This window comes from Serratia sp. HNCC26DJ206 (assembly GCF_057180605.1).
The window spans coordinates 57,086-76,048 of sequence record NZ_JBXUGP010000006.1 but is presented as its reverse complement, the minus strand read 5'-3'; the positions used below and the strand labels follow the sequence as shown (position 1 = coordinate 76,048).

Annotated in this window: 18 protein-coding genes; 17 read left to right on the top strand and 1 reads right to left on the bottom strand. The window is 53.5% G+C overall.

The genetic code is table 11. The annotated features are described in order from the left end of the window. Positions 1-137 precede the first annotated feature (137 nt). The 12 genes from AC2A1E_RS05605 to AC2A1E_RS05550 all read left to right on the top strand — a co-directional run bounded on the left by AC2A1E_RS05605 (position 138) and on the right by AC2A1E_RS05550 (position 12,515). Positions 138-839 (top strand): creatininase family protein, encoded by a 702-nt coding sequence (locus AC2A1E_RS05605; protein WP_484382942.1) that lies wholly within the window; start codon positions 138-140, stop codon positions 837-839. Then, complete coding sequence (locus AC2A1E_RS05600) at positions 836-1,897, top strand: ketopantoate reductase family protein (RefSeq protein WP_484382941.1); 1,062 nt, start codon at positions 836-838, stop codon at positions 1,895-1,897. Before AC2A1E_RS05605 ends, AC2A1E_RS05600 begins: the two co-directional genes overlap by 4 nt. Then, a complete protein-coding gene (locus AC2A1E_RS05595; protein ID WP_459399982.1) occupies positions 1,894-2,640 on the top strand; it encodes an SDR family NAD(P)-dependent oxidoreductase in 747 nt (248 codons plus the stop codon). Before AC2A1E_RS05600 ends, AC2A1E_RS05595 begins: the two co-directional genes overlap by 4 nt. 15 nt (positions 2,641-2,655) lie before the next feature. Next, positions 2,656-3,681, top strand: a complete 1,026-nt coding sequence (locus tag AC2A1E_RS05590; protein ID WP_484382940.1) for an ABC transporter permease subunit — start codon at positions 2,656-2,658, stop codon at positions 3,679-3,681. Positions 3,682-3,693: 12 nt separating this feature from the next. Next, on the top strand, positions 3,694-4,623 hold the full coding sequence (locus tag AC2A1E_RS05585) for an ABC transporter permease subunit (RefSeq protein WP_459399980.1): 930 nt from the start codon (positions 3,694-3,696) through the stop codon (positions 4,621-4,623). A gap of 9 nt (positions 4,624-4,632) precedes the next feature. Beyond that, complete coding sequence (locus AC2A1E_RS05580; RefSeq protein WP_484382939.1) at positions 4,633-5,607, top strand: ABC transporter ATP-binding protein; 975 nt, start codon at positions 4,633-4,635, stop codon at positions 5,605-5,607. Next, positions 5,604-6,572, top strand: coding sequence for a peptide ABC transporter ATP-binding protein (locus tag AC2A1E_RS05575; RefSeq protein WP_484382938.1), 969 nt, complete (start codon positions 5,604-5,606; stop codon positions 6,570-6,572). The genes AC2A1E_RS05580 and AC2A1E_RS05575 overlap by 4 nt, the downstream gene beginning before the upstream one ends. A gap of 135 nt (positions 6,573-6,707) precedes the next feature. Continuing rightward, positions 6,708-7,679, top strand: a complete 972-nt coding sequence (locus AC2A1E_RS05570; protein ID WP_484382937.1) for an isoaspartyl peptidase/L-asparaginase family protein — start codon at positions 6,708-6,710, stop codon at positions 7,677-7,679. A 210-nt stretch (positions 7,680-7,889) separates the two neighbouring features. Next, positions 7,890-8,852, top strand: coding sequence for an ABC transporter substrate-binding protein (locus tag AC2A1E_RS05565; RefSeq protein WP_484382936.1), 963 nt, complete (start codon positions 7,890-7,892; stop codon positions 8,850-8,852). 347 nt (positions 8,853-9,199) lie between these two features. Continuing rightward, positions 9,200-10,102, top strand: coding sequence for an ABC transporter permease (locus tag AC2A1E_RS05560; protein ID WP_484382935.1), 903 nt, complete (start codon positions 9,200-9,202; stop codon positions 10,100-10,102). Continuing rightward, positions 10,099-10,893, top strand: a complete 795-nt coding sequence (locus AC2A1E_RS05555; protein ID WP_459399974.1) for an ABC transporter ATP-binding protein — start codon at positions 10,099-10,101, stop codon at positions 10,891-10,893. The genes AC2A1E_RS05560 and AC2A1E_RS05555 overlap by 4 nt, the downstream gene beginning before the upstream one ends. A gap of 38 nt (positions 10,894-10,931) precedes the next feature. After that, positions 10,932-12,515 (top strand): hypothetical protein, encoded by a 1,584-nt coding sequence (locus AC2A1E_RS05550; RefSeq protein ID WP_484382934.1) that lies wholly within the window; start codon positions 10,932-10,934, stop codon positions 12,513-12,515. Here AC2A1E_RS05550 and AC2A1E_RS05545 read toward each other — a convergent pair. Continuing rightward, positions 12,512-14,305, bottom strand: a complete 1,794-nt coding sequence (locus AC2A1E_RS05545) for a glycoside hydrolase family 2 protein (protein ID WP_484382933.1) — start codon at positions 14,303-14,305, stop codon at positions 12,512-12,514. The two genes, AC2A1E_RS05550 and AC2A1E_RS05545, sit on opposite strands and share 4 nt — an antisense overlap. A gap of 347 nt (positions 14,306-14,652) precedes the next feature. Between AC2A1E_RS05545 and AC2A1E_RS05540 the strand changes: the two genes are divergently transcribed. The 5 genes from AC2A1E_RS05540 to AC2A1E_RS05520 all read left to right on the top strand — a co-directional run bounded on the left by AC2A1E_RS05540 (position 14,653) and on the right by AC2A1E_RS05520 (position 18,909). Further along, on the top strand, positions 14,653-15,966 hold the full coding sequence (locus tag AC2A1E_RS05540) for an MFS transporter (RefSeq protein WP_484382932.1): 1,314 nt from the start codon (positions 14,653-14,655) through the stop codon (positions 15,964-15,966). A gap of 11 nt (positions 15,967-15,977) precedes the next feature. Then, positions 15,978-17,102 (top strand): hypothetical protein, encoded by a 1,125-nt coding sequence (locus AC2A1E_RS05535; RefSeq protein WP_484382931.1) that lies wholly within the window; start codon positions 15,978-15,980, stop codon positions 17,100-17,102. A 279-nt stretch (positions 17,103-17,381) separates the two neighbouring features. Beyond that, on the top strand, positions 17,382-17,771 hold the full coding sequence (locus tag AC2A1E_RS05530; RefSeq protein ID WP_459399969.1) for a PLDc N-terminal domain-containing protein: 390 nt from the start codon (positions 17,382-17,384) through the stop codon (positions 17,769-17,771). Between the two features lie 256 nt (positions 17,772-18,027). Continuing rightward, positions 18,028-18,225, top strand: coding sequence for a hypothetical protein (locus AC2A1E_RS05525; protein ID WP_484382930.1), 198 nt, complete (start codon positions 18,028-18,030; stop codon positions 18,223-18,225). A 132-nt stretch (positions 18,226-18,357) separates the two neighbouring features. Further along, positions 18,358-18,909 (top strand): AAA family ATPase, encoded by a 552-nt coding sequence (locus tag AC2A1E_RS05520; protein WP_484382929.1) that lies wholly within the window; start codon positions 18,358-18,360, stop codon positions 18,907-18,909. Positions 18,910-18,963: the final 54 nt, after the last annotated feature.

The window sequence follows — 18,963 nt, the reverse complement described above, 5'->3', positions numbered from 1 at the left end:
GGTGCGTTGACTACGCGCGCTCACCCCGGTCACATAGTTATCTATGCTCCTGGGGCTTCGCGCGCTTGTCGCCTTCCTGCAACTCGAATTATTTAGGGTAACTATGAGTTGTAGCTTTAAAAAAATGAGGGGAAATAATGAAAATTGCAGATATGAACTGGATGCAGATCGAAAGCTACTTACAGCAGGACGATCGCGTTGTCGTGCCATTGGGCAGCGTTGAACAGCACGCCTATTTAAGCGTTGCCGTGGATATGATCCTGGCAGAGAAAGTGGCGGTGGATGCGGCAGAGCCTTTGGGCATTCCGGTTTATCCGGCCATACCGTTTGGCGTTACGCCTTATTTTGCCGCTTTCCCCGGCACCGTGTCTTTACGCGTCGAAACCTACGTGCGCGTGATCCACGATCTGCTGGACAGCCTGGCCCGCTCAGGTTTCAAACGTATCGTGCTGGTCAACGGCCATGGCGGCAATCAGCCCGCTCACAGCGCGGCAACCGAATGGATGCTCAGCCATCCCGAAGTTAAAGTCCGCTTCTATAACTGGTGGAATGCGCCCAACACCTTGGCCAACGTGCGCTCGGTGGACCCTACCTCTTCTCACGCCAGTTGGATGGAAAACCTGCCTTGGACGCGTTTAGCCAATGCGCCGTGCCCAGATGCGCGCAAAGCGCCAATCGACTATCAGCGTTTCCATGTGATGAATGCGGCAGAGGCCAAAGACTATCTGGGTGACGGCAACTTTGGTGGCTACTATCAACGCCCTGCCGAGGTGGAGGAAGCTATGTGGCAAGTCGCAGTCGCTGAAACCCGCGCGATTCTTGAAGGACCATGGCAATGAGTGATTCACCGATTGTTGTATGGGGCGCAGGTGCCATGGGCGGCACGCTGGCTGCCTACTGGATCCGTGCCGGTAAGAACGTGCTGCTGGTGGACAACAATCCGGCTCATGTGGCGGCGATTAACCAGCACGGACTGCGCATCAGCGGGCCGATAGAAGAGTTCGTCGTTACTGCCAAAGCGCTGTTACCGGAACAGCTTTTTTCTGTTGATGCGCAGGGTGCGGCGATCCCGAACCAGTATCCACGCATTTTCCTCTGCACTAAAGCGCAGCATACCGAAGCCGCCTGCCGTGCTCTGGTACCGCATCTCGCGGCGCAGGGCGAAGTGATCTCGGTACAAAACGGCTTAAATGAGCTGATCATCGCCGAGATCGTTGGCAAATCACGCTGTATCGGCTGCTTTATCAACTTTGGTGCCGATATTCTGGAGCCCGGCCACATTCACTACGCCGGGCGCGGTGCGGTGGTAGTGGGCGAACTGAACGGTGCTTTAACGCCACGGTTGGCCGATATTCTGCAACTGATGCAGGTATTTGAACCGAACGCGCTGCAAACGGAGCGGATTTTCAGCTATCTGTGGGGCAAGTTAGGCTACGGCGCGCTGCTGTTTGGCACGGCGTTAACCAATGAATCCATCGTCGAGGTGCTGGCGCATCCTGACTATCGCGCAGTGTTGATTGCCATCGGCAAAGAGGTTTGCGCGGTTGCCGAGGCGGCCAAGATCCCGCTAGAAGGATTTAATGGTTTCCATCCCCCGGCGTTCAGCGCCAATGCGCCTTTGGCAGAAAGCCATGCCTCAATGGATGCGATGGTGGCGTTCAACCGGCGTTCAGCCAAAACCCACAGCGGCATCTGGCGTGATTTAGCCGTTCACAAGCGTAAAACCGAAGTCGATCAACAGCTCGGCGTCATCGTGCGCGAAGCTGCTCAGCTTGGCATCGCCACGCCGCTGTTGCAGGCGGTGATCGCCGGTATTCATCAGATCGAACAGGGTGCAGCGCTATCTTGGGCCAACCTTGATCGGGTGGCTGCATTACTTAAAAGGAGTGACCAATGAATCTCGATTTTTCAGGGCAGACCATCGTGGTCACCGGTGCGGCACAGGGGATTGGCCGGGCGATTGCCAAATCTTTCGCCGCGCTGGGCGGCAAGGTATGGGTATGTGATGTTGATGCCGAGACTTTGGCGATCACCCAGCAGGAATGCGGGGCGATGACCCAGGCGCGGGTTGTTGACGTTACCGTGCAGGCCGAGGTCAGCACCTTTGTGGCCGAAGTGGGTAAGGTAGATGTGCTGGTGAACTGCGCCGGTGGGGTGCGCGGCCAGGAAGGCCACCCGCTGGAAAACGTGACGGCGCAGCAGTGGCACGCGCTATTTCAGGTCAACGTGGATAGCACCTTCTGGTTTGCCCAAGCGGTAGCGCCCTCGATGAAAGCTGCCAACTATGGCCGGATCATCAATATCTCCAGCGGGGCAGGGCTGGGTATCAGCCTGACCGGCATCCAGGCCTACGCGGCGGCGAAAGCGGCGCAGATTGGCCTGACCCGCCAGTTGGGGCATGAACTGGGGCCATTCGGCATTACCGTCAACAGCGTTGCGCCGGGGTTTGTGCGTTCCAACCCTAGCAGCGAACGTCAGTGGCAGAAGTTTGGTGAAGCCAGACAACAGGCTATTTTGAGCCAAATCGCCATGCGCCGTTTGGGCAAGGTAGAGGATATCGCCAATGCTGTGCTGTTCTTTGCCTCGCCGGATTCGGGCTGGGTATCAGGGCAAACGCTGTCGGTGGATGGCGGTAAGTAACGGGCAGGTATTGCAATGATCAAATTTATTATCAAGCGGTTACTGATGCTGATCCCGACGTTTATCGGCATCACCCTGATCACGTTTATGCTTGTGCACCTGATCCCCGGCGATCCGGTGGAGATCATGATGGGCGAGCGTGGTCTGGATCCTGCCTATCACGCAGAAATGCTAAAAAAGCTCGGGTTGGACCTGCCGCTGCCGCAGCAGTATTTCAACTATCTGCTCAGCCTGTTGCACGGCGATTTAGGCATCTCGTTAACCTCAAACGAGACCGTGCTGCATGAGTTTTTAACCCTGTTCCCGGCAACGCTGGAACTGGCCACCTTGGCGATGATCCTAGCGATTATCGTCGGTATTCCGATCGGCGTGCTGGCGGCGGTAAAGCGCGGCTCTATTTTTGATCATGGAGTGATGGGGCTGTCGTTAACCGGCTTTTCCATGCCGATCTTCTGGTGGAGCCTGATTCTGATCATGTTCTTTTCGGTACAGCTAGGTTGGACGCCGGTCTCGGGGCGCATCGATCTGGATTTCGACATTGAGCCGCACAGCGGATTTATGCTGATCGACTCGCTGATCGCGCAATATCAGGATCCTGACGCCAATCAGGGGGCGTTCCTGAATGCCCTGAAACACCTGATTTTGCCTTCGATCGTGCTGGCCACCGTGCCGCTGGCGATTGTTTCGCGCATGACGCGCTCATCAATGCTGGAAGTGCTGCGTGAAGACTATGTGCGCACTGCTTATGCCAAAGGGTTATCGCCTTTCCGGGTGATCTTCGGCCATACGCTGCGCAATGCGCTGATCCCGGTGCTCACCATTATCGGCTTGAGCGTCAGCTCACTGTTGGGTGGCGCGGTGATGACGGAGACCATCTTTTCCTGGCCCGGCATTGGCAAATGGCTGATCGAAGCAATTGGCCGCCGCGATTATCAGGTGGTGCAGAACGGTATTCTGCTGGTGGCGACGCTGGTGATTATCACCAACCTGCTGGTGGATATTTTATACGGTGTGGTTAATCCGCGCATTCGCCACGCTTAACAGGGCCTGATTATGACTCAGACTATTTTGAATACTCTCGGTGCGGCGGCAGAACCGGACGATCTCTCCAGCAGCTACCCTTCGCCGCTGAAAGAGTTTTACCAGAGTTTTTTCGCCAACCGTGGCGCGACCGTGGCGTTCTTCTTCATGCTGTTGGTGCTGATTGCCGCTGTTTTTGCCCCGTGGATCGCGCCTTATGATCCTATTACCCAATATCGCGATCATTTAATGCAGCCACCGATGTGGCAAACCGGCGGCAGCGCCGCTTTTCCTTTAGGCACCGATGAGGTGGGGCGCGATATTCTTTCCCGCTTGATGCACGGCGGGCGGCTATCGCTGTTTATTGGTTTCTGTGCGGTGGTGTTTGCCCTGATCCCGGGGGCGATCCTCGGGCTGCTGGCGGCGTTTTACCCGCGTGTTATCGGCATTGCCGTGATGCGTTTAATGGACATCATGATGTCGATGCCTACCCTGCTGCTGGCGGTTGCCATCATGGCGGTGCTCGGCCCTGGCTTGCTCAATGCGATGATCGCTATCGCCATTGCCTCCTTGCCCGGTTACGTGCGCTTGACCCGCTCCTCGGTGATGATGGAACTGCACCGCGACTATGTGACCGCCGCCCGCGTCGGCGGTGCCGGTACGCTGCGCCTGATGTTTTTCACCGTGTTGCCAAACTGCATGGCTCCGCTGATTGTGCATATGACCATGAGCTTCTCTTCGGCGATTCTAGAAATTGCCGCGCTCGGCTTTTTGGGGTTAGGCATTCAGCCACCGCAACCTGAATGGGGAACCATGCTGGCCTCGGCGCGTGAATATATGGAGCGCGCCTGGTGGATCGTCACCATGCCGGGCCTGACGATTTTGCTGTCCGTCGTTTCGATCAACCTGATCGGCGACGGCCTGCGTGACGCATTAGATCCTCGGCTGAAGCAGGCAGGATAAGGTGAACCCATGAGTCTGTTAGCGATTCGTAATCTTTCTGTGGAATTCGGCGCGCGGGCAAAACCGTTTCGTGCCGTCGAGAATGTGAATTTAACCGTTGAAGAGGGGGAGATCGTCGGCATCGTCGGTGAATCCGGTTCGGGCAAATCGGTCACCATGATGGCAATGATGGGGCTGCTGGAAAAGCAGGGGCGGGTGTCTGCCGATATGCTGCAATTTAACGGCAATGACATGCTGAACATGTCGCCGCGCGAGCGCCGCAAAATCATTGGTAAAGACATTGCCATGATTTTTCAGGATCCGATGTCTTCGCTCAATCCCAGCTACACCGTGGGCAGGCAAATCATGGAAGTGCTGACGCTGCACCACGGCCTGAAGGGCAATGCGCTGCGCGATCGTGCCATTGAACTGATGACGCTGGTGGAGATCCCCGATCCTGCGCGTCGTTTAGAAGCCTACCCGCATCAGCTGTCGGGGGGCATGAGCCAGCGCGTGATGATCGCTATGGCGATCGCCTGTAAGCCTAAGCTGTTGATCGCCGATGAGCCTACCACGGCTTTGGACGTCACCATTCAGGCACAGGTGATGGAGCTGTTGCTGAACTTGCAGAAAACGCAGGGCATGGCGTTGATCCTGATCACCCACGATCTGGCGGTGGTGGCGGAAATCGCCCATAAAGCGGTGGTGATGTACGCCGGGCAGGTTGCCGAAGTCTCTGCGGTGCCTGCGATCTTCCGCCAGCCGCATCATCCTTATACCCAAGCGTTGTTGAAATCGATCCCTGAGCACAGCAAAGGTACGGAACGGCTGTTTACCCTGCCGGGGATCGTGCCGGGGCAATTCGATCGCCCGGTGGGGTGTCTGCTGGCTCCGCGCTGCCCTTATGTACAGGATCAATGCCGCATTCAGCGGCCAGAACTCAGGGTGATGGATCACTATGCCGTCAGGTGTCATTTTCCTCTCAGCGCCGAAGGTCAACGATGAAAACAATATTGCAGGCCACCGATCTGACTCGTCATTATCAGGTTGGCCAAGGTTTCTTGAGCAAACCCCAGCGCGTTAAGGCGCTCAACGGCGTCAGTTTTTCGCTGGCAACCGGTAAAACTCTGGCAGTAGTCGGTGAGTCCGGCTGCGGTAAATCAACCCTGGCGCGTCAGTTAACCCTGATCGAAGCGCCAACTTCAGGTTCGCTGGTGCTGGACGGGCAGGACGTGGTAGGGGCCAACGCCGCCCAGCGCAAGGCAATGCGCAGCAAAGTGCAGATGGTGTTTCAAAATCCCTATGCTTCGTTAAACCCGCGCAGCAAGATTGGCACGCAGCTGAGCGATCCGCTGGTGATCAACACCTCACTTAATGCCAAAGAGCGAGAAGAGCGGGTGCGTATAATGATGGCGAAAGTGGGGCTACGCTCGGAACATTATCAGCGCTATCCGCATATGTTTTCCGGCGGGCAGCGGCAGCGGATTGCCATCGCGCGCGCCATGATGCTCAATCCGAAGATTGTGATTGCGGATGAACCTACTTCGGCGCTGGATGTTTCTATTCAGGCGCAGGTACTGAACCTGTTTATGGATCTACAGGCGGAATTTAATACCACCTATGTGTTTATTTCCCATAACCTTTCCGTGGTGGAGCATGTAGCGCACGACGTGATGGTGATGTATCTGGGGCGTGCGGTTGAGATCGCCAGCAAAACTGCGCTGTATGCGCAGCCGTTGCACCCCTATACCAAGGCGTTGCTATCGGCGACGCCGATCATCCACCCGGAAGATCGGAAAATAAAGATTAAAATCACAGGGGAGTTGCCCAGCCCGTTAAATCTGCCTGCTGGTTGTGCTTTCCATAAGCGCTGCCCGTTTGCCGATGAGCGCTGCCAGCACGATGAGCCGCAGTTGCGCGCTTTTGGCGATACCCGGGTGGCTTGCCATCACGTTGAGAGAATTAATTAATTTAGCTCGAGATACCCGGGCCTAGCGCACCGAGGGGCACTCCGGCGGCTTACGCCGCTACGACCCCTTCGGCACGCTCTCCCTAATAACGGGCTTTGTCAGCAGTCTGTTTAAGCAACTTATTAAGGTTATCAAATGCATGCCATAAAACCCGTAATCGTTATACATGGTGGAGCAGGGACAATCAGCCGCCAGGCGGTTACCGCAGAAAAAGAGCAGGAATATCACGCCGCTTTGCGCAACATTTTGCTGGCGAGCCAGCAGGTTCTCACCGCGGGCGGCAGCGCCGTCGATGCGGTGACCCTGGCGGTAACCCTGCTGGAAGACTGCCCGCTATTCAACGCCGGTAAAGGCGCGGTCTTTACCCATGCGGAAACCCATGAGCTGGATGCGGCGATCATGCGCGGCGAAGATCTGCAAGCGGGTGCGGTTTCTTGCGTCAGCCAGATCAAGAACCCGATCAAGGCTGCGCGCGCGATCATGGAGCACAGCGAGCATGTGCTGTTTGTCGGCGCTGGAGCCGAGGATTTTGCCCAGCAGCAAGGTCTGGAACGGGTGGACAGCAGCTACTTCTCTACCGAAGCACGCCGTGAGCAACTTTATCGGGTGCGGGATCATCAGGGGGGCACCGCGCTCGATCACAGTGGCGAAGCCTTAACCGTACAACCCGCGCCGATTAATGAAGAGCAGAAGTTTGGCACCGTGGGTGCTGTGGCGCTCGATAGCCAGGGTAATCTGGCCGCGGCGACCTCCACCGGTGGGATGACCAATAAGCAGGTCGGCCGCGTTGGCGACAGCCCGATTTTTGGCGCGGGAACCTATGCGGATAATCACACCGCCGCTATTTCCTGTACCGGCACTGGCGAAACCTTTATGCGCCTGCTCTCCGCCTATGATGTTTGTGCACTGATGCGCTATGCGGGCTTATCTCTTGAACAGGCCACCGATAAGGTGGTGATGGAAAAGCTACCGTCGATTGGCGGAGAGGGCGGCCTGATTGCCGTTGATGCACAGGGCAATATCAGCCTCAGCTTTAACAGTGAAGGGATGTACCGTGGCTACGCCTATGCGGGGGAAAAGGACGTGGTCACCGCGATTTTTAAATAAGTGCCACTTTAACTGACCGGTATTAAGCAAGGGGCGAGCCGAAGCGTGGGGATTTGTGAGCTGAATCACCGATCTCAGTCAGCTTCTCAAATGATTTCTTCTGATTTTGGATGTTAACGGAATGTAGGCTCGTGGATGGCGGTAAAACACTGTGTTAGGATGATTTGCCGCTATTTCAGGCGCTCACTATAACTCTAAAAGGATGCCCCTATGCTTTTAAATAATCGAAAGATTTTTGTCGCCGTTGCCGCAGCCTTATTTGCAGTAAGCAGCTATGCGGCTACGCCGAAATCGGTGGCTATCGTCTCGATCGTTGACCATCCGGCGTTAGATGCGACGCGTGACGGCGTCATTGATGAGTTAAAAGCCGCAGGTTATGACAAGGATAAGGTCAAGATTCAATTCCAGAGTGCGCAGGGGAATATGGCTACCGCCGGGCAGATCGCACGTAAATTTATCGGTGACAAGCCCGATGCGATAGTGGCGATCTCAACCCCGGCAGCCCAGTCGGTGATTGCCGCCACCAAAACCATTCCCGTGGTGTTTACTACGGTAACGGATCCGGTAGCCGCCAAGCTGGTCAAAAGCTGGGAGCCAAGCGGCACCAACGTGACCGGCGTTTCTGACCGCGTTGCCATGGGCCCGCAGGTGGATCTGATTTTAAAGGTTAAGCCAGACGCCAAGCGGGTTGGCATGGTGTTCAGCCCTGGTGAAGTCAACTCGACGGTGGTGGTGAAAGAGCTGAAAGAGGAATTAACCAAGCGCGGTATGACGTTGATTGAGGCCCCGGCAGCGCGCACCGTTGACGTGAGCCCGGCGGCGAAAAGCCTGGTGGGTAAAGTTGATGTGATCTACACCAACACCGATAACAACGTGATCTCCACCTACGAGTCACTGGTCGCTGTAGCTAATCAGGCCAAGATCCCGCTGATCGCGGGCGACAACAGCGTTGCCAAGCGCGGTGCTGCTGCTGCACTGGGGATGAGCTATTACGACCTGGGGCGGCAGACCGGTAAAATCGTTGTGCGCCTGTTAGAGGGTGAAAAGCCTGGCACCATTGCGCCCGAAGTAGGCAACAAGCTCAGCCTGAGTGTGAACCCAGCCGCCGCGCAGAAGCAGGGCGTTACCCTGCCTGCGGATCTGGTGCAGTCAGCGCAGGAAGTGATCAAGTAATGTTCTGTATTTGCATAGTTGTTTATACCCAAAATAATTCGAGTTGCTTGTAGGCGGCAACTGAGTGACAAATCGGTCAGAGACCGATTTGAGCAGCGCTTGCGCTGACCCGAAGGGTGAGTCTCTTTGAGGCTCATAACCCCTGGGAACATAGATAAACTATGTGACCAGGGTGAACGACAAATCTGCTTGGCAGATTTGACCGCTGCTTGCAGCGGCCCCGAAGGGGCGAGGCCCTGTATGGGCCGAGTTACGCGGCCAACACCCAAGCAACTTGAAGTATGAAGGGTATATTCTAGGGAATGGCCCGCCAGATCTGGTGGGCCAAGGTTTTTTATGAGGTTTGCATGTCGTTAATTTCCCTGATGGGGGCTTTGGAGATCGGCCTGATCTTTGCGCTGGTGGCGCTTGGGGTGCTGATTTCCTTTCGTTTACTCAACTTTCCCGATTTGACCGCTGACGGCAGTTTCCCCTTAGGCGGTGCCGTTGCCGCAATCATGATCGTCAGTGGCTACAATCCTTGGCTGGCTTGTGGGTTAGCGGCTATCGCCGGGGCTGGCGCGGGTTGTCTGACCGCCTGGCTGCATGTGCGGCTCGGTATTCTGCAACTGCTGGCCAGTATTCTGGTGATGATTGCCCTGTACTCCATCAATCTGCGCATTATGGGTGCGCCTAACTTGGCGCTCATTGGCTTGCCGAGCGTGTTCACGCCCTTCCTCAGCCAGGTTGAAGATAATGCCTGGTTGATCCAGCCGTTGCTGCTGCTGGTGGTGGTGTTGCTGGTTAAGGTGGCGCTGGATGCGTTCCTGACATCCGAAATCGGCCTGGCTCTGCGTGCGACCGGCGCGAATCCGCGTATGGCGCGCGCTCAGGGTATTGCCACCAATCGGCTGACGGTGATCGGCATGGCGCTCTCTAATGCGCTGATTGCGCTGGCCGGAGCGCTGTATGTACAAACCCAGGGCGGTGCCGATATCTCTATGGGGATCGGGACCATCGTGGTTGGTCTGGCGGCGGTCATCATCGGTGAGACGCTGTTGCCTGCTCGTAGCCTTTATCTGATCACCCTGGCGACCTTGCTGGGGGCATTGTTATACCGCCTGATGATCGCGCTGGCGCTGAATGCCGACTTTATTGGTCTTCAGGCCCAGGATCTGAACTTGATCACCGCAGTACTGGTTACGCTGGCACTGGTTCTGCCGAAGCTGAAACAGAAATTCAAAAGCAAGCAAGGAAGGCGATCATCATGATGCGTGCCGAGCAGTTGTTTAAAACCTTTAATCCCGGAACTCCATTGGAGAACCCGGTATTGCGCGGCCTGTCGCTGAACATTGAAGCCGGGCAGTTTGTTACGGTGATTGGCAGCAACGGGGCAGGAAAGTCCACGCTGCTCAATGCGGTCAGCGGTGATATTACCCCCGATAGCGGTCAGCTGTTTATTGGTGAACAGGACGTCACCTCAATGCCCGCCTGGCGCCGCGCTGGCATGGTGGCTCGGGTATTCCAGGATCCGCTGGCGGGGACCTGTGAAGGCTTGAGCATTGAGGAGAACTTGGCGCTGGCGCTGCAACGTGGTCAAGCCCGCGGGTTCCAGCGCGCAGTAAAAAGCCAACAGCGCGAGCTGTTCCGTGACAAGCTGGCCACGCTGGAGTTGGGGTTGGAAAATCGCTTGGGCGATCATATGGGCTTGCTCTCCGGTGGACAGCGGCAGGCGGTGAGCCTGCTGATGGCTTCGTTACAGCCTTCCCGGTTACTGCTGCTGGATGAACATACGGCAGCGCTCGATCCTAAAACCGCGGCCTTTGTCTTGGCATTGACCGACCGTATTGTTGCCGAGCAGCAGCTGACGGTGCTGATGGTGACACACTCGATGCGCCAAGCGCTGGACCACGGCCATCGAACGGTAATGCTGCATCAGGGCCGCGTGGTGCTGGATGTCAGCGGTAAGCAGCGGGCAAACATGCAGGTGACCGATCTGCTGGAGATGTTTGAAAAAACGCGCGGCGAAAAGCTCGATGATGACGGGTTGCTGCTGAGTTAAGCCCGAAATAGTAAACCGAATGAGTAAAACCTAGAACCGTGCAAACGCTGATCCCGCTTCGCTTATTGGAAGTGAATTCCTCGCTGATCTGGCATTGGCCACATTTGCAGGAAGTGATTGCCGTCATGAAGCGGGATCGTTTTAACGGCTTGGTTGTTCATCAGCAGGATCTGTTAGCCTTACTGGTATTGCCCTCTCTTTATTGCCTGCATAGCCGTGAGAACCTGCTGCGTGAACGGCAGGAGCGCCTATTGTATCTGCAGCGCTTGTCCCGTTATTGCAATCTCGCCGGTATCGGCGTTTGGCTTCAGGGTGAAGCTTTTCCTCATGGTGGGAAATTACAGGAAAAGTACCCTGAATATGCCTTGATAGAGAACAGCCATGCCGATGAACTGTTCTGGAAAAATTTCTATCAGCAGGCGCTGGTTGAAGCATTGCAACATTTACCCGGTATCGACGGGGTGATTGTCAATCTGCCCCGGCATCAGGCCTATCGCGCCAACTGGTCATCAACGCTCCCCTACCTTTATCAAACACTACGCGGCCTGGGTAAGAAAATGGTGTTGCGTGATTACATGGATGACGACGCCGCCCCTTGGCAATTGATCAATGCGTTGCAGGTGCTGCCGCCGGATGTGCGGGTGTCATTAAAAGCGGTGGCGAACGGCTATCGCCCTGGGTTTGCCAATAACCCGTTGCTTACGCAGTTGGCTGGTCGCATCAAGTGGATCGAGTTTGACATGTGGGGCTTGGAGTATGGCTGGACACTGCTGCCTTGTTATCTGCTAGAGGAAATTCAGGGGCGGCTCAGTTGGGGTGAGAACGTGGCAGGCGATCGCCTGGAGGCCATCACCGGTAGGCTCAGTTGGGAATGGATTTCTAACAGTTCGCTGATTAACTCGGTCAATTCCGTCAACCTGCATGGGTTGGCGATGTTTGGCCGCGAAATGTGTCTGTCAGAAAAACAGGCGTTTCACAGTTGGTTAACCGATATGCTGGACCATAAAGTGGAAACGGCTGAACTGAACGCGTTCCATCAGTTATATACCAGCAGCTATGAATGGATGAAGAAAACCCCCTATATATTGGGCCATGTTCTGCATCACTACAGCCAAGTACCGGAAACCTATGCGCAGGCAGTGAAACTGCTGCAACTGCATGCGCGTCATGCGCAGGGGTATCTGGGGGCATCGTCACTTTTCCCCACCGACAGCCCGGATGCTGGCCGCGAACAGTACCAGCAATTGCTGCTAGAAAAGCAACGGGCACTTTTTCTGGCACAAAGCTCCCGCAGCCAGTTACATCAGCTATTACAGTGTGTTGATATTGCTGAGGAAAAGAGCGCGCTCTTCAAACGGGTCTGGGAGCGGGTCGCTTACTACACCGATATGTTTGATGCCGTGGCGAAAGGGGTAGCCATGAAGTTGATGCTTGAACGCTATGGCAGCCAGAGTGGCATCTTCTCATTTGATCTGGCACAGCAGATCACGCAGTTGCGGCAGTTGGCGCTGCGCATTGATGAATGGTTGGAGAAGGAGGAGCAACAGCAGCCCCACTATCTGGCGATGCTGTTCGATCCCGCCAGGCTCATCAGCCTGGCGGATAGCCTGTGTCAGGATTAGTCAGCCTGTTTTAGCTGTTGATAGAAATCCCGCAGGATGTAAAAAGCCGCTTTGCGGGTGTGTTTGTCGGCGGCGATCAACCCTTTGCAATTAAGCCCCTGTTGGTAAGGATTCTGCCGCCGTTCCGAGCGATAGTCGTACAGCAGCCATGGCGTGAAGCCGCGCACGTAGCCGAGTTTTGGCAGATAGGCGGTTTGTTTACGATAGACTTCCGCCATGTAGTGTTCAGAGAACGGACCAGATTGTGGCGCGTGATCGCCCAGAACTCCTTCTGCCCCGGTTTCGGTAATCACCACCGGTTTAGTGGGCGATGAGTTTTCCCCCAACGTGATCAGATCCTCAAAGTTCTCTTCATACCAGCCGTAGTATTCATTCAGTCCGATGATATCGAGATGTTCCGCCAGGCGATCTTCAATCTTCATTTTGGCGTGATTAACCAGGCAGGCCGCTGAAATCAACCTGCTGGGATCGGCCTGCCGCGCCGCCTCAACCAGCGTGGTCATAAAATGCAGTCGCTCGTCGGTATCGGCGTTTTCATTACCCACCGACCAGATAATCACGCTGGCGCGATTGCGGTCACGTATGATCAGCTCCATCAGTTGGTTATGCGCATCGCGCTGCGTGGCCGGGTTGCTGAAATCGATAGCCCAATAGTTCGGGATCTCCTCCCACAGCAGCAGGCCCACTTCATCAGCAATGCGTGCGGCCATTTCGTGGTGCGGATAGTGAGCCAGACGCAGGTAATTACAGTTCAACTCCTTGGCATCGCGAAAGCGGCGGCGAATATCGGCTTCGCTGGTCATTTTCCCCAACAGCAGGTCGTCTTCATGGCAGTTAACCCCACGCAGGTAGAGCGAGCGGCCATTCAGGCGAATATCGGTGCCCACCACCTCTATCTGCCGGAAACCCACGCGATCGCTCACCCAATCTCGCCCCAGTGATGCCATAACCTGGTAGAGCTTCGGTTGCTCGGGTGACCACAGTATCGGCCGCACGGAGAAGGTGGCTTCGGCGAACCCTTCAACCACCGGTAAGCTTTGGCTGATACCCAACTCAGTTAAAGTAAAATTAACCTCCGTTGCCTGCCCTTCAACGGCGATCCTGACGGCTATGCGGTTGTAACCGCCATCAGGAACCAGATAGACGAAAAGATCGCGTATATAACTTGCTGGCGTGCGGATCAAATCGATTTCGCGATAAATTCCGCCGTAGTTAAACCAGTCGTTATTGCGCAGCGGTAGTCTGTCGGTGGTGCGGTTATTATTCACGCACAGCATCAGGATATTATTACCTGGTTGCAGTTCCGGGGTTAATTCCGCGCAGAAAGGTGTTGAACCGCCATAATGATTACCGATAAAGCGATGGTTGAGGAAGACCTTGCAGTCGTAGTTGGCAGCGCCAACACGCAAGAAAACGCGTTCATCCTCATCGCGCACCACATAATCAATCTCACGGGTATACCAGGCGCTGCCTTCAAAATAAAACCACTTGTCTTTCATCATCTGCCAGCAACTGGGAACAGAAATGGTTTCCCCGGCGAATGGGTCATAGTCATAGGGATCTCTGCGTGTTTCCGCATCGCTCGGTTGCAGCAAAAACCATTTCTGTCTCAGCCCGGTATCGTGCAGATCCAGGGTAAAGCGCCACTTTCCGCCAAGGCTTTCGCGCTCTCGACCGCCACAGAACAGCAGGTTGTGGTGATTAAGATTCTGCCGGTTATAGGGGCGATCGTATTGTTCGTTATGCAGGCATTCAACGGCATTTTCGGCCAGGTCAGACTTTTCAAGCATGGTATTTCCCTTCAGCGCTAAAGTATTGTTGGAGAATAACCACTGTCGCCTTACGGTTGCGGAGTCTAGGCTAATGGCCTGGAAATAAGTCATGATGAAAAAAGAAAATTGTGATTAACGTCTGAATTCAGCCGATTCGGAGAGTGATATTCATCACAGAGTTATTTTTATTGACGTGATCTTCATCACAATAATGTCTGACAACCGCGAAGTGGCTCACAAAAAATAATCGGACGCCTTTTGAGTTCTCAATTCTATTTCGTGCCCGTCTGCGTTTTTAATCCGCCCCCATAGACTGGAATGGCGTGATTTTAGGCTGTTTCTATCTGGCACTGGAGGGTAATACGATGAGTGAATTACGAAGCGAGCTCAGTGAACAGGCGGTAAAGTCGGGCGTTACCATGAGCCGCTACCGATGGACCGTGTGCGCATTACTGTTCTTTTCTGTCACTATTAATAATCTCGACCGTTCTATTTTGGGGCTATTGGCCCCGATGTTACAAAAAGACATCGGTTGGAGTGAAATTGAGTACGGCAATATCGTTACTGCGTTTCAGGCCGCCTACGCCGTTGGTTTATTTATTTGTGGCCGGATTGTCGATCTGTACGGGGCGCGCCTGGTATTGCCGATTGCCCTGGCGATCTGGAGCGTGGCGGCAATGGCTCATGGCGCCGCCAGTACGGTAGTAGGATTTATTTACGCCCGTATCTTTCTGGGCCTGGGGGAAAGCGCCAACTTCCCTTCTGCGGTCAAGGTGGCAGCGGAATGGTTCCCTAAACGTGAGCGTGCTTTCGCCACCGGTATTTTTAACTCAGGCTCTAACGTCGGTAACATTTTTGCACCGATTATTATCCCCTGGATCGCGCTGCAATGGGGATGGCGTGAAGCCTTTGTGGTGACGGGGGCCGTGGGCTTTATCTGGATTGCTTTCTGGCTATTTTTATACGGCAAACCGGGCAAGACGAAAAAAGTCAATCAGGAGGAGTTAGCCTGGATCAATCAGGATGATGCCCCTGAAGTGGCTGAGCAGGTTCCGCAAAAAATCAGTTGGTTAGGGCTGTTAAAACATCGCCAGACCTGGGCTTTTGCGCTGTGCAAATTCCTGACCGATCCGATCTTCTGGTTTTTCCTCTTCTGGCTACCAAAATGGCTGCATGACGCCCGCGGTATTGATATGGCGCACATGGCCATGCCGCTGGTATTAATCAATATTCTGGCAACCTTGGGTGGGCTGGGGGGCGGTTATCTTCCTGCCTGGCTGGTGAATCGTGGCGTGGCGGTCAATAAGGCACGTAAATTAACGCTGCTGCTGTGCGCCATTTGCGTTTTACCTATTCTGCTGGTTTCTAACGTCTCTAATCTTTGGCTGGCGGTGGGGTTGATCGGTATTGCGGTTGCGGCTCATCAGGGATGGTCGGTGAATCTCTACACCAGCGTATCGGATATGTTTCCTAAACAGGCGGTGGGCGCAGTGGTTGGTATCGGCTGCTTAATTGGTTCAATCGGTTCTATTATTTTTGCCCAGGCCACGGGGCATATTTTGCAGGCCACCGGAAGCTATTGGTCTATTTTCCTGATGGGCGGTTTTGCCTATCTGTTTGGCTTCCTCATTATGCACTTCTTAATCCCCAATATGTCTGCGGCGAAACTTAACGATTAAAAGGAAATAAGATGAAATTGACCGATAGCCTGTTGCAGGAGCGTATTCTGGCGGCTAAAAATCAGAGCCTGCGTTGGTTGAATAGCATGCAGTTGCCTGATGGCGTGCCGGGTGTATTGCGCGTTAGCGAATATCATCAGCCGGAACGGTGGCCGCAGATGTTGCTTTCCGGCACTTATGACGGAACTATGGCCCGAGTGCTGTTGGGCGATCATATTGAGGAGAAAAAGCGGCTGGCAGACTGGATTTTAAGCCATCAGCAGGAAGAGGGCTATTTCCTGTTACCGGGATTACGTTGGGAGGACACCTGGAAGCGCCCCGATGTTGAAGCAACTCGTCAATATATGCGCTTTCATGCGACCAACTATTGCATGGGGGCATTGGAAGTTTTAGAGCAAGTGGATCGCGTAGAACTGCCTTTTTTAACCCCGTTTCTTGATCCCCAATATTTCTGGGCATGGTTAGGCCAGCGCGATATGCGCGATCCCTGGCTGGAAGGGAATAATATCGTCAACCTCGGCAGCTTCTTACTGCTTGAGCAGCAGAGAAACCCAAGCGGTGCTGCCGCCCAGCGCCTGCATGATATGATCTTCTGGCATAATCAGCAAAGTGAGCCTTATTCCGGCTTCTGGGGCCCTGGCCAGCAGTTCAGCCAGGAGGCGCTGCTGTTTGCGCTCTGTGGGGCTACGCATAATCTCCACGTTTTCTATGCGCTGGATGAAAATATTCCCTATTTCAACCAGTCGATTAGTCGTTGCCTGGAGCAGCCGATCGCGATTCGTAGCGGCTGTATTGATGTCGATATTATCGATATTCTGGCTCACGGCGTTGCCCGTTGCCCACACCGGCGCGATGAGATCGAGTTCTGGCTGCGTGGCATGCTGGCAAAATTGCTGGATTTCCAGAATCCGGATGGCGGTTTTCCGGACACGCTGCTCGGTGAGCGCGGCTATGATGGCTGGGTGAAGGGCTATAAAGAGCCTCAGGGGTATAGCAATACCTTTGCCACCTGGTTTCGTTGGATAGCGATCGCCATGATCTCCGAGGTGTTATGGCCAAGGTGGCAGCCATGGCGTTTTCGTAAAACTATCGGCATTGGTTACTTCAAACCGGAAATAGGGCAAAAACCTCAATAAAATTCCTTGTCAGGAAATTATTCACGGGTTCCCTGCCGGTAACGCTATGCAGGGAGCCCGCACTATTTTTAATGCACAACATGGAAAAAATGAAACCGTGACATATAGTTATAGTGGTTATCAAGTCGATCCGGGTTATGTTATGCCGTTAATTCTCAGGAGAACGAAGGGCACAGGAAAGTGAAGAGGTGGTGATAATCCAGCCACTGTTAAAATTATGCGGACATGACTTGGATTAAAAAAGATTTTTTATGCTTTGTTTGATGTTAAGGAACGCTAATGACCGCACATTTACTGACCATTTGGGATGTTCTGGCAACGACATTCTCGCTATTCTTTTTTATTGCCTACCTGTTTATTCTGTTCCAAGTCGTGTCTGATCTTTTTCGAGATCATGAGCTAAGCGGTTTTTATAAGGCCGTATGGATTATTTTCCTGCTGTTCATCCCGCTGTTAACTTCGCTGGTTTACCTGATTACGCGTGGTAAAGGTATGGCTGAGCGGCATCGTGCGCTGGTGCAGAAAAATGTCTCGGCGACCAATGAGTATATTCGCGAAGTTGCCGGGAAATCGCCCGCTGAGCAAATTGCAGATGCCAAAAAACTGTGGGATGAGGGGACGATTACGGAGAGTGAATACTTGCAGCTTAAGGCTAAAGCCTTAGCCTGAGGTTTTTAGCTGTTGATCTATAAGTTGCAGGAAGGCAGCAAGAGAGAAAATCCCCAGGAGCATAGATAACTATGTTACTGGGGTGAATGAGCACAGCCAACTCGAATTATTTTGGGTATATCAACACATAAAGTTATGCCTATCGTTTTTATACCTCACGCCATCAGCATACGTTTTGCTATCTTGTCAAATCTGCTACTTTATTCAGATATGTGTTTCCACTCGGAGCATAAACAGGGAAAGGTAAGGTATCTCGATGTTTATAACAGTTGCAGGCATTACAGATGTTACAGAAATGTTTTGCATCCGCCTGAGTGTAAATGAAAATAAAGCAACCATGGCGGATTCAGCAAAGTACGGTGTAACGCCAGAATCCCTCCCTGAAATGTTATGTGGTAAAGGCCGAGGGTGGGTAGCTAAGATTGACGGGTATGTTCTCTATCTGGTGAGATAGGCGGCTGGCAGCATCTTTTTGTCAGCATGCGCGATCACCAGCAACTTTTCCCTACGCAGATTCCGCAGGCCGTGGATTGTTTTTTAACCTTTTTAAATCAGTGATGTCACATTCATTTTTGAGGACTTATTCATGTCTCAAATAAATAAAATACACATCATGGGGGCCTCTGGTTCCGGTACTAGCACGATTGCCGCGCGGCTGAGCAAAATCACAAATTATCAGCATATAGATACGGATGATATTTACTGGCATAACACCACGCCTCCCTTTACCGTTGCTCGTGAATACCAGGAAAGACAACAGCGATTATTGACTGCATTAACCGCAAGCAAGCAATGGATACTGAGTGGTTCCCTTTGTGGCTGGGGGGATAGGTTTATCCCTTATTTCGATCTCGTCGTCTATGTGTACGTAAAGAACGATGTCAGGATCGAACGTATCAGGAAGAGGGAATTGGCAAGATACTGCGAAGCCGTTTCTCCTGGGGGTGAGTATTATGAGAAATCTCAACGCTTTATTGAATGGGCTTCTGCCTATGATACTTCTGTAGAAATAAGTAGAAATGCGTACAAGCATAAAAAATGGCTTGAAGGCTTGGCGTGTCCGGTTATTGAGATTACGAATCATACGGAATGCGATGATGCGGTGAAAGCAATAATGTATTATATATCTTGCAATTGAAAATCAAGGAATAATTTTTCTTTAATGAAAGTCATCTCCCATTCAGGGAGTATG

What these genes read in the sequence shown, in the direction of transcription:
- AC2A1E_RS05605 (WP_484382942.1), top strand. Translation starts at nt 138, where the DNA reads ATGAAAATTGCAGATATGAACTGGATGCAGATCGAAAGCTACTTACAG.
- AC2A1E_RS05600 (WP_484382941.1), top strand. Translation starts at nt 836, where the DNA reads ATGAGTGATTCACCGATTGTTGTATGGGGCGCAGGTGCCATGGGCGGC.
- AC2A1E_RS05595 (WP_459399982.1), top strand. Translation starts at nt 1,894, where the DNA reads ATGAATCTCGATTTTTCAGGGCAGACCATCGTGGTCACCGGTGCGGCA.
- AC2A1E_RS05590 (WP_484382940.1), top strand. Translation starts at nt 2,656, where the DNA reads ATGATCAAATTTATTATCAAGCGGTTACTGATGCTGATCCCGACGTTT.
- AC2A1E_RS05585 (WP_459399980.1), top strand. Translation starts at nt 3,694, where the DNA reads ATGACTCAGACTATTTTGAATACTCTCGGTGCGGCGGCAGAACCGGAC.
- AC2A1E_RS05580 (WP_484382939.1), top strand. Translation starts at nt 4,633, where the DNA reads ATGAGTCTGTTAGCGATTCGTAATCTTTCTGTGGAATTCGGCGCGCGG.
- AC2A1E_RS05575 (WP_484382938.1), top strand. Translation starts at nt 5,604, where the DNA reads ATGAAAACAATATTGCAGGCCACCGATCTGACTCGTCATTATCAGGTT.
- AC2A1E_RS05570 (WP_484382937.1), top strand. Translation starts at nt 6,708, where the DNA reads ATGCATGCCATAAAACCCGTAATCGTTATACATGGTGGAGCAGGGACA.
- AC2A1E_RS05565 (WP_484382936.1), top strand. Translation starts at nt 7,890, where the DNA reads ATGCTTTTAAATAATCGAAAGATTTTTGTCGCCGTTGCCGCAGCCTTA.
- AC2A1E_RS05560 (WP_484382935.1), top strand. Translation starts at nt 9,200, where the DNA reads ATGTCGTTAATTTCCCTGATGGGGGCTTTGGAGATCGGCCTGATCTTT.
- AC2A1E_RS05555 (WP_459399974.1), top strand. Translation starts at nt 10,099, where the DNA reads ATGATGCGTGCCGAGCAGTTGTTTAAAACCTTTAATCCCGGAACTCCA.
- AC2A1E_RS05545 (WP_484382933.1), bottom strand. Translation starts at nt 14,305, where the DNA reads ATGCTTGAAAAGTCTGACCTGGCCGAAAATGCCGTTGAATGCCTGCAT.
- AC2A1E_RS05540 (WP_484382932.1), top strand. Translation starts at nt 14,653, where the DNA reads ATGAGTGAATTACGAAGCGAGCTCAGTGAACAGGCGGTAAAGTCGGGC.
- AC2A1E_RS05535 (WP_484382931.1), top strand. Translation starts at nt 15,978, where the DNA reads ATGAAATTGACCGATAGCCTGTTGCAGGAGCGTATTCTGGCGGCTAAA.
- AC2A1E_RS05530 (WP_459399969.1), top strand. Translation starts at nt 17,382, where the DNA reads ATGACCGCACATTTACTGACCATTTGGGATGTTCTGGCAACGACATTC.
- AC2A1E_RS05525 (WP_484382930.1), top strand. Translation starts at nt 18,028, where the DNA reads ATGTTTATAACAGTTGCAGGCATTACAGATGTTACAGAAATGTTTTGC.
- AC2A1E_RS05520 (WP_484382929.1), top strand. Translation starts at nt 18,358, where the DNA reads ATGTCTCAAATAAATAAAATACACATCATGGGGGCCTCTGGTTCCGGT.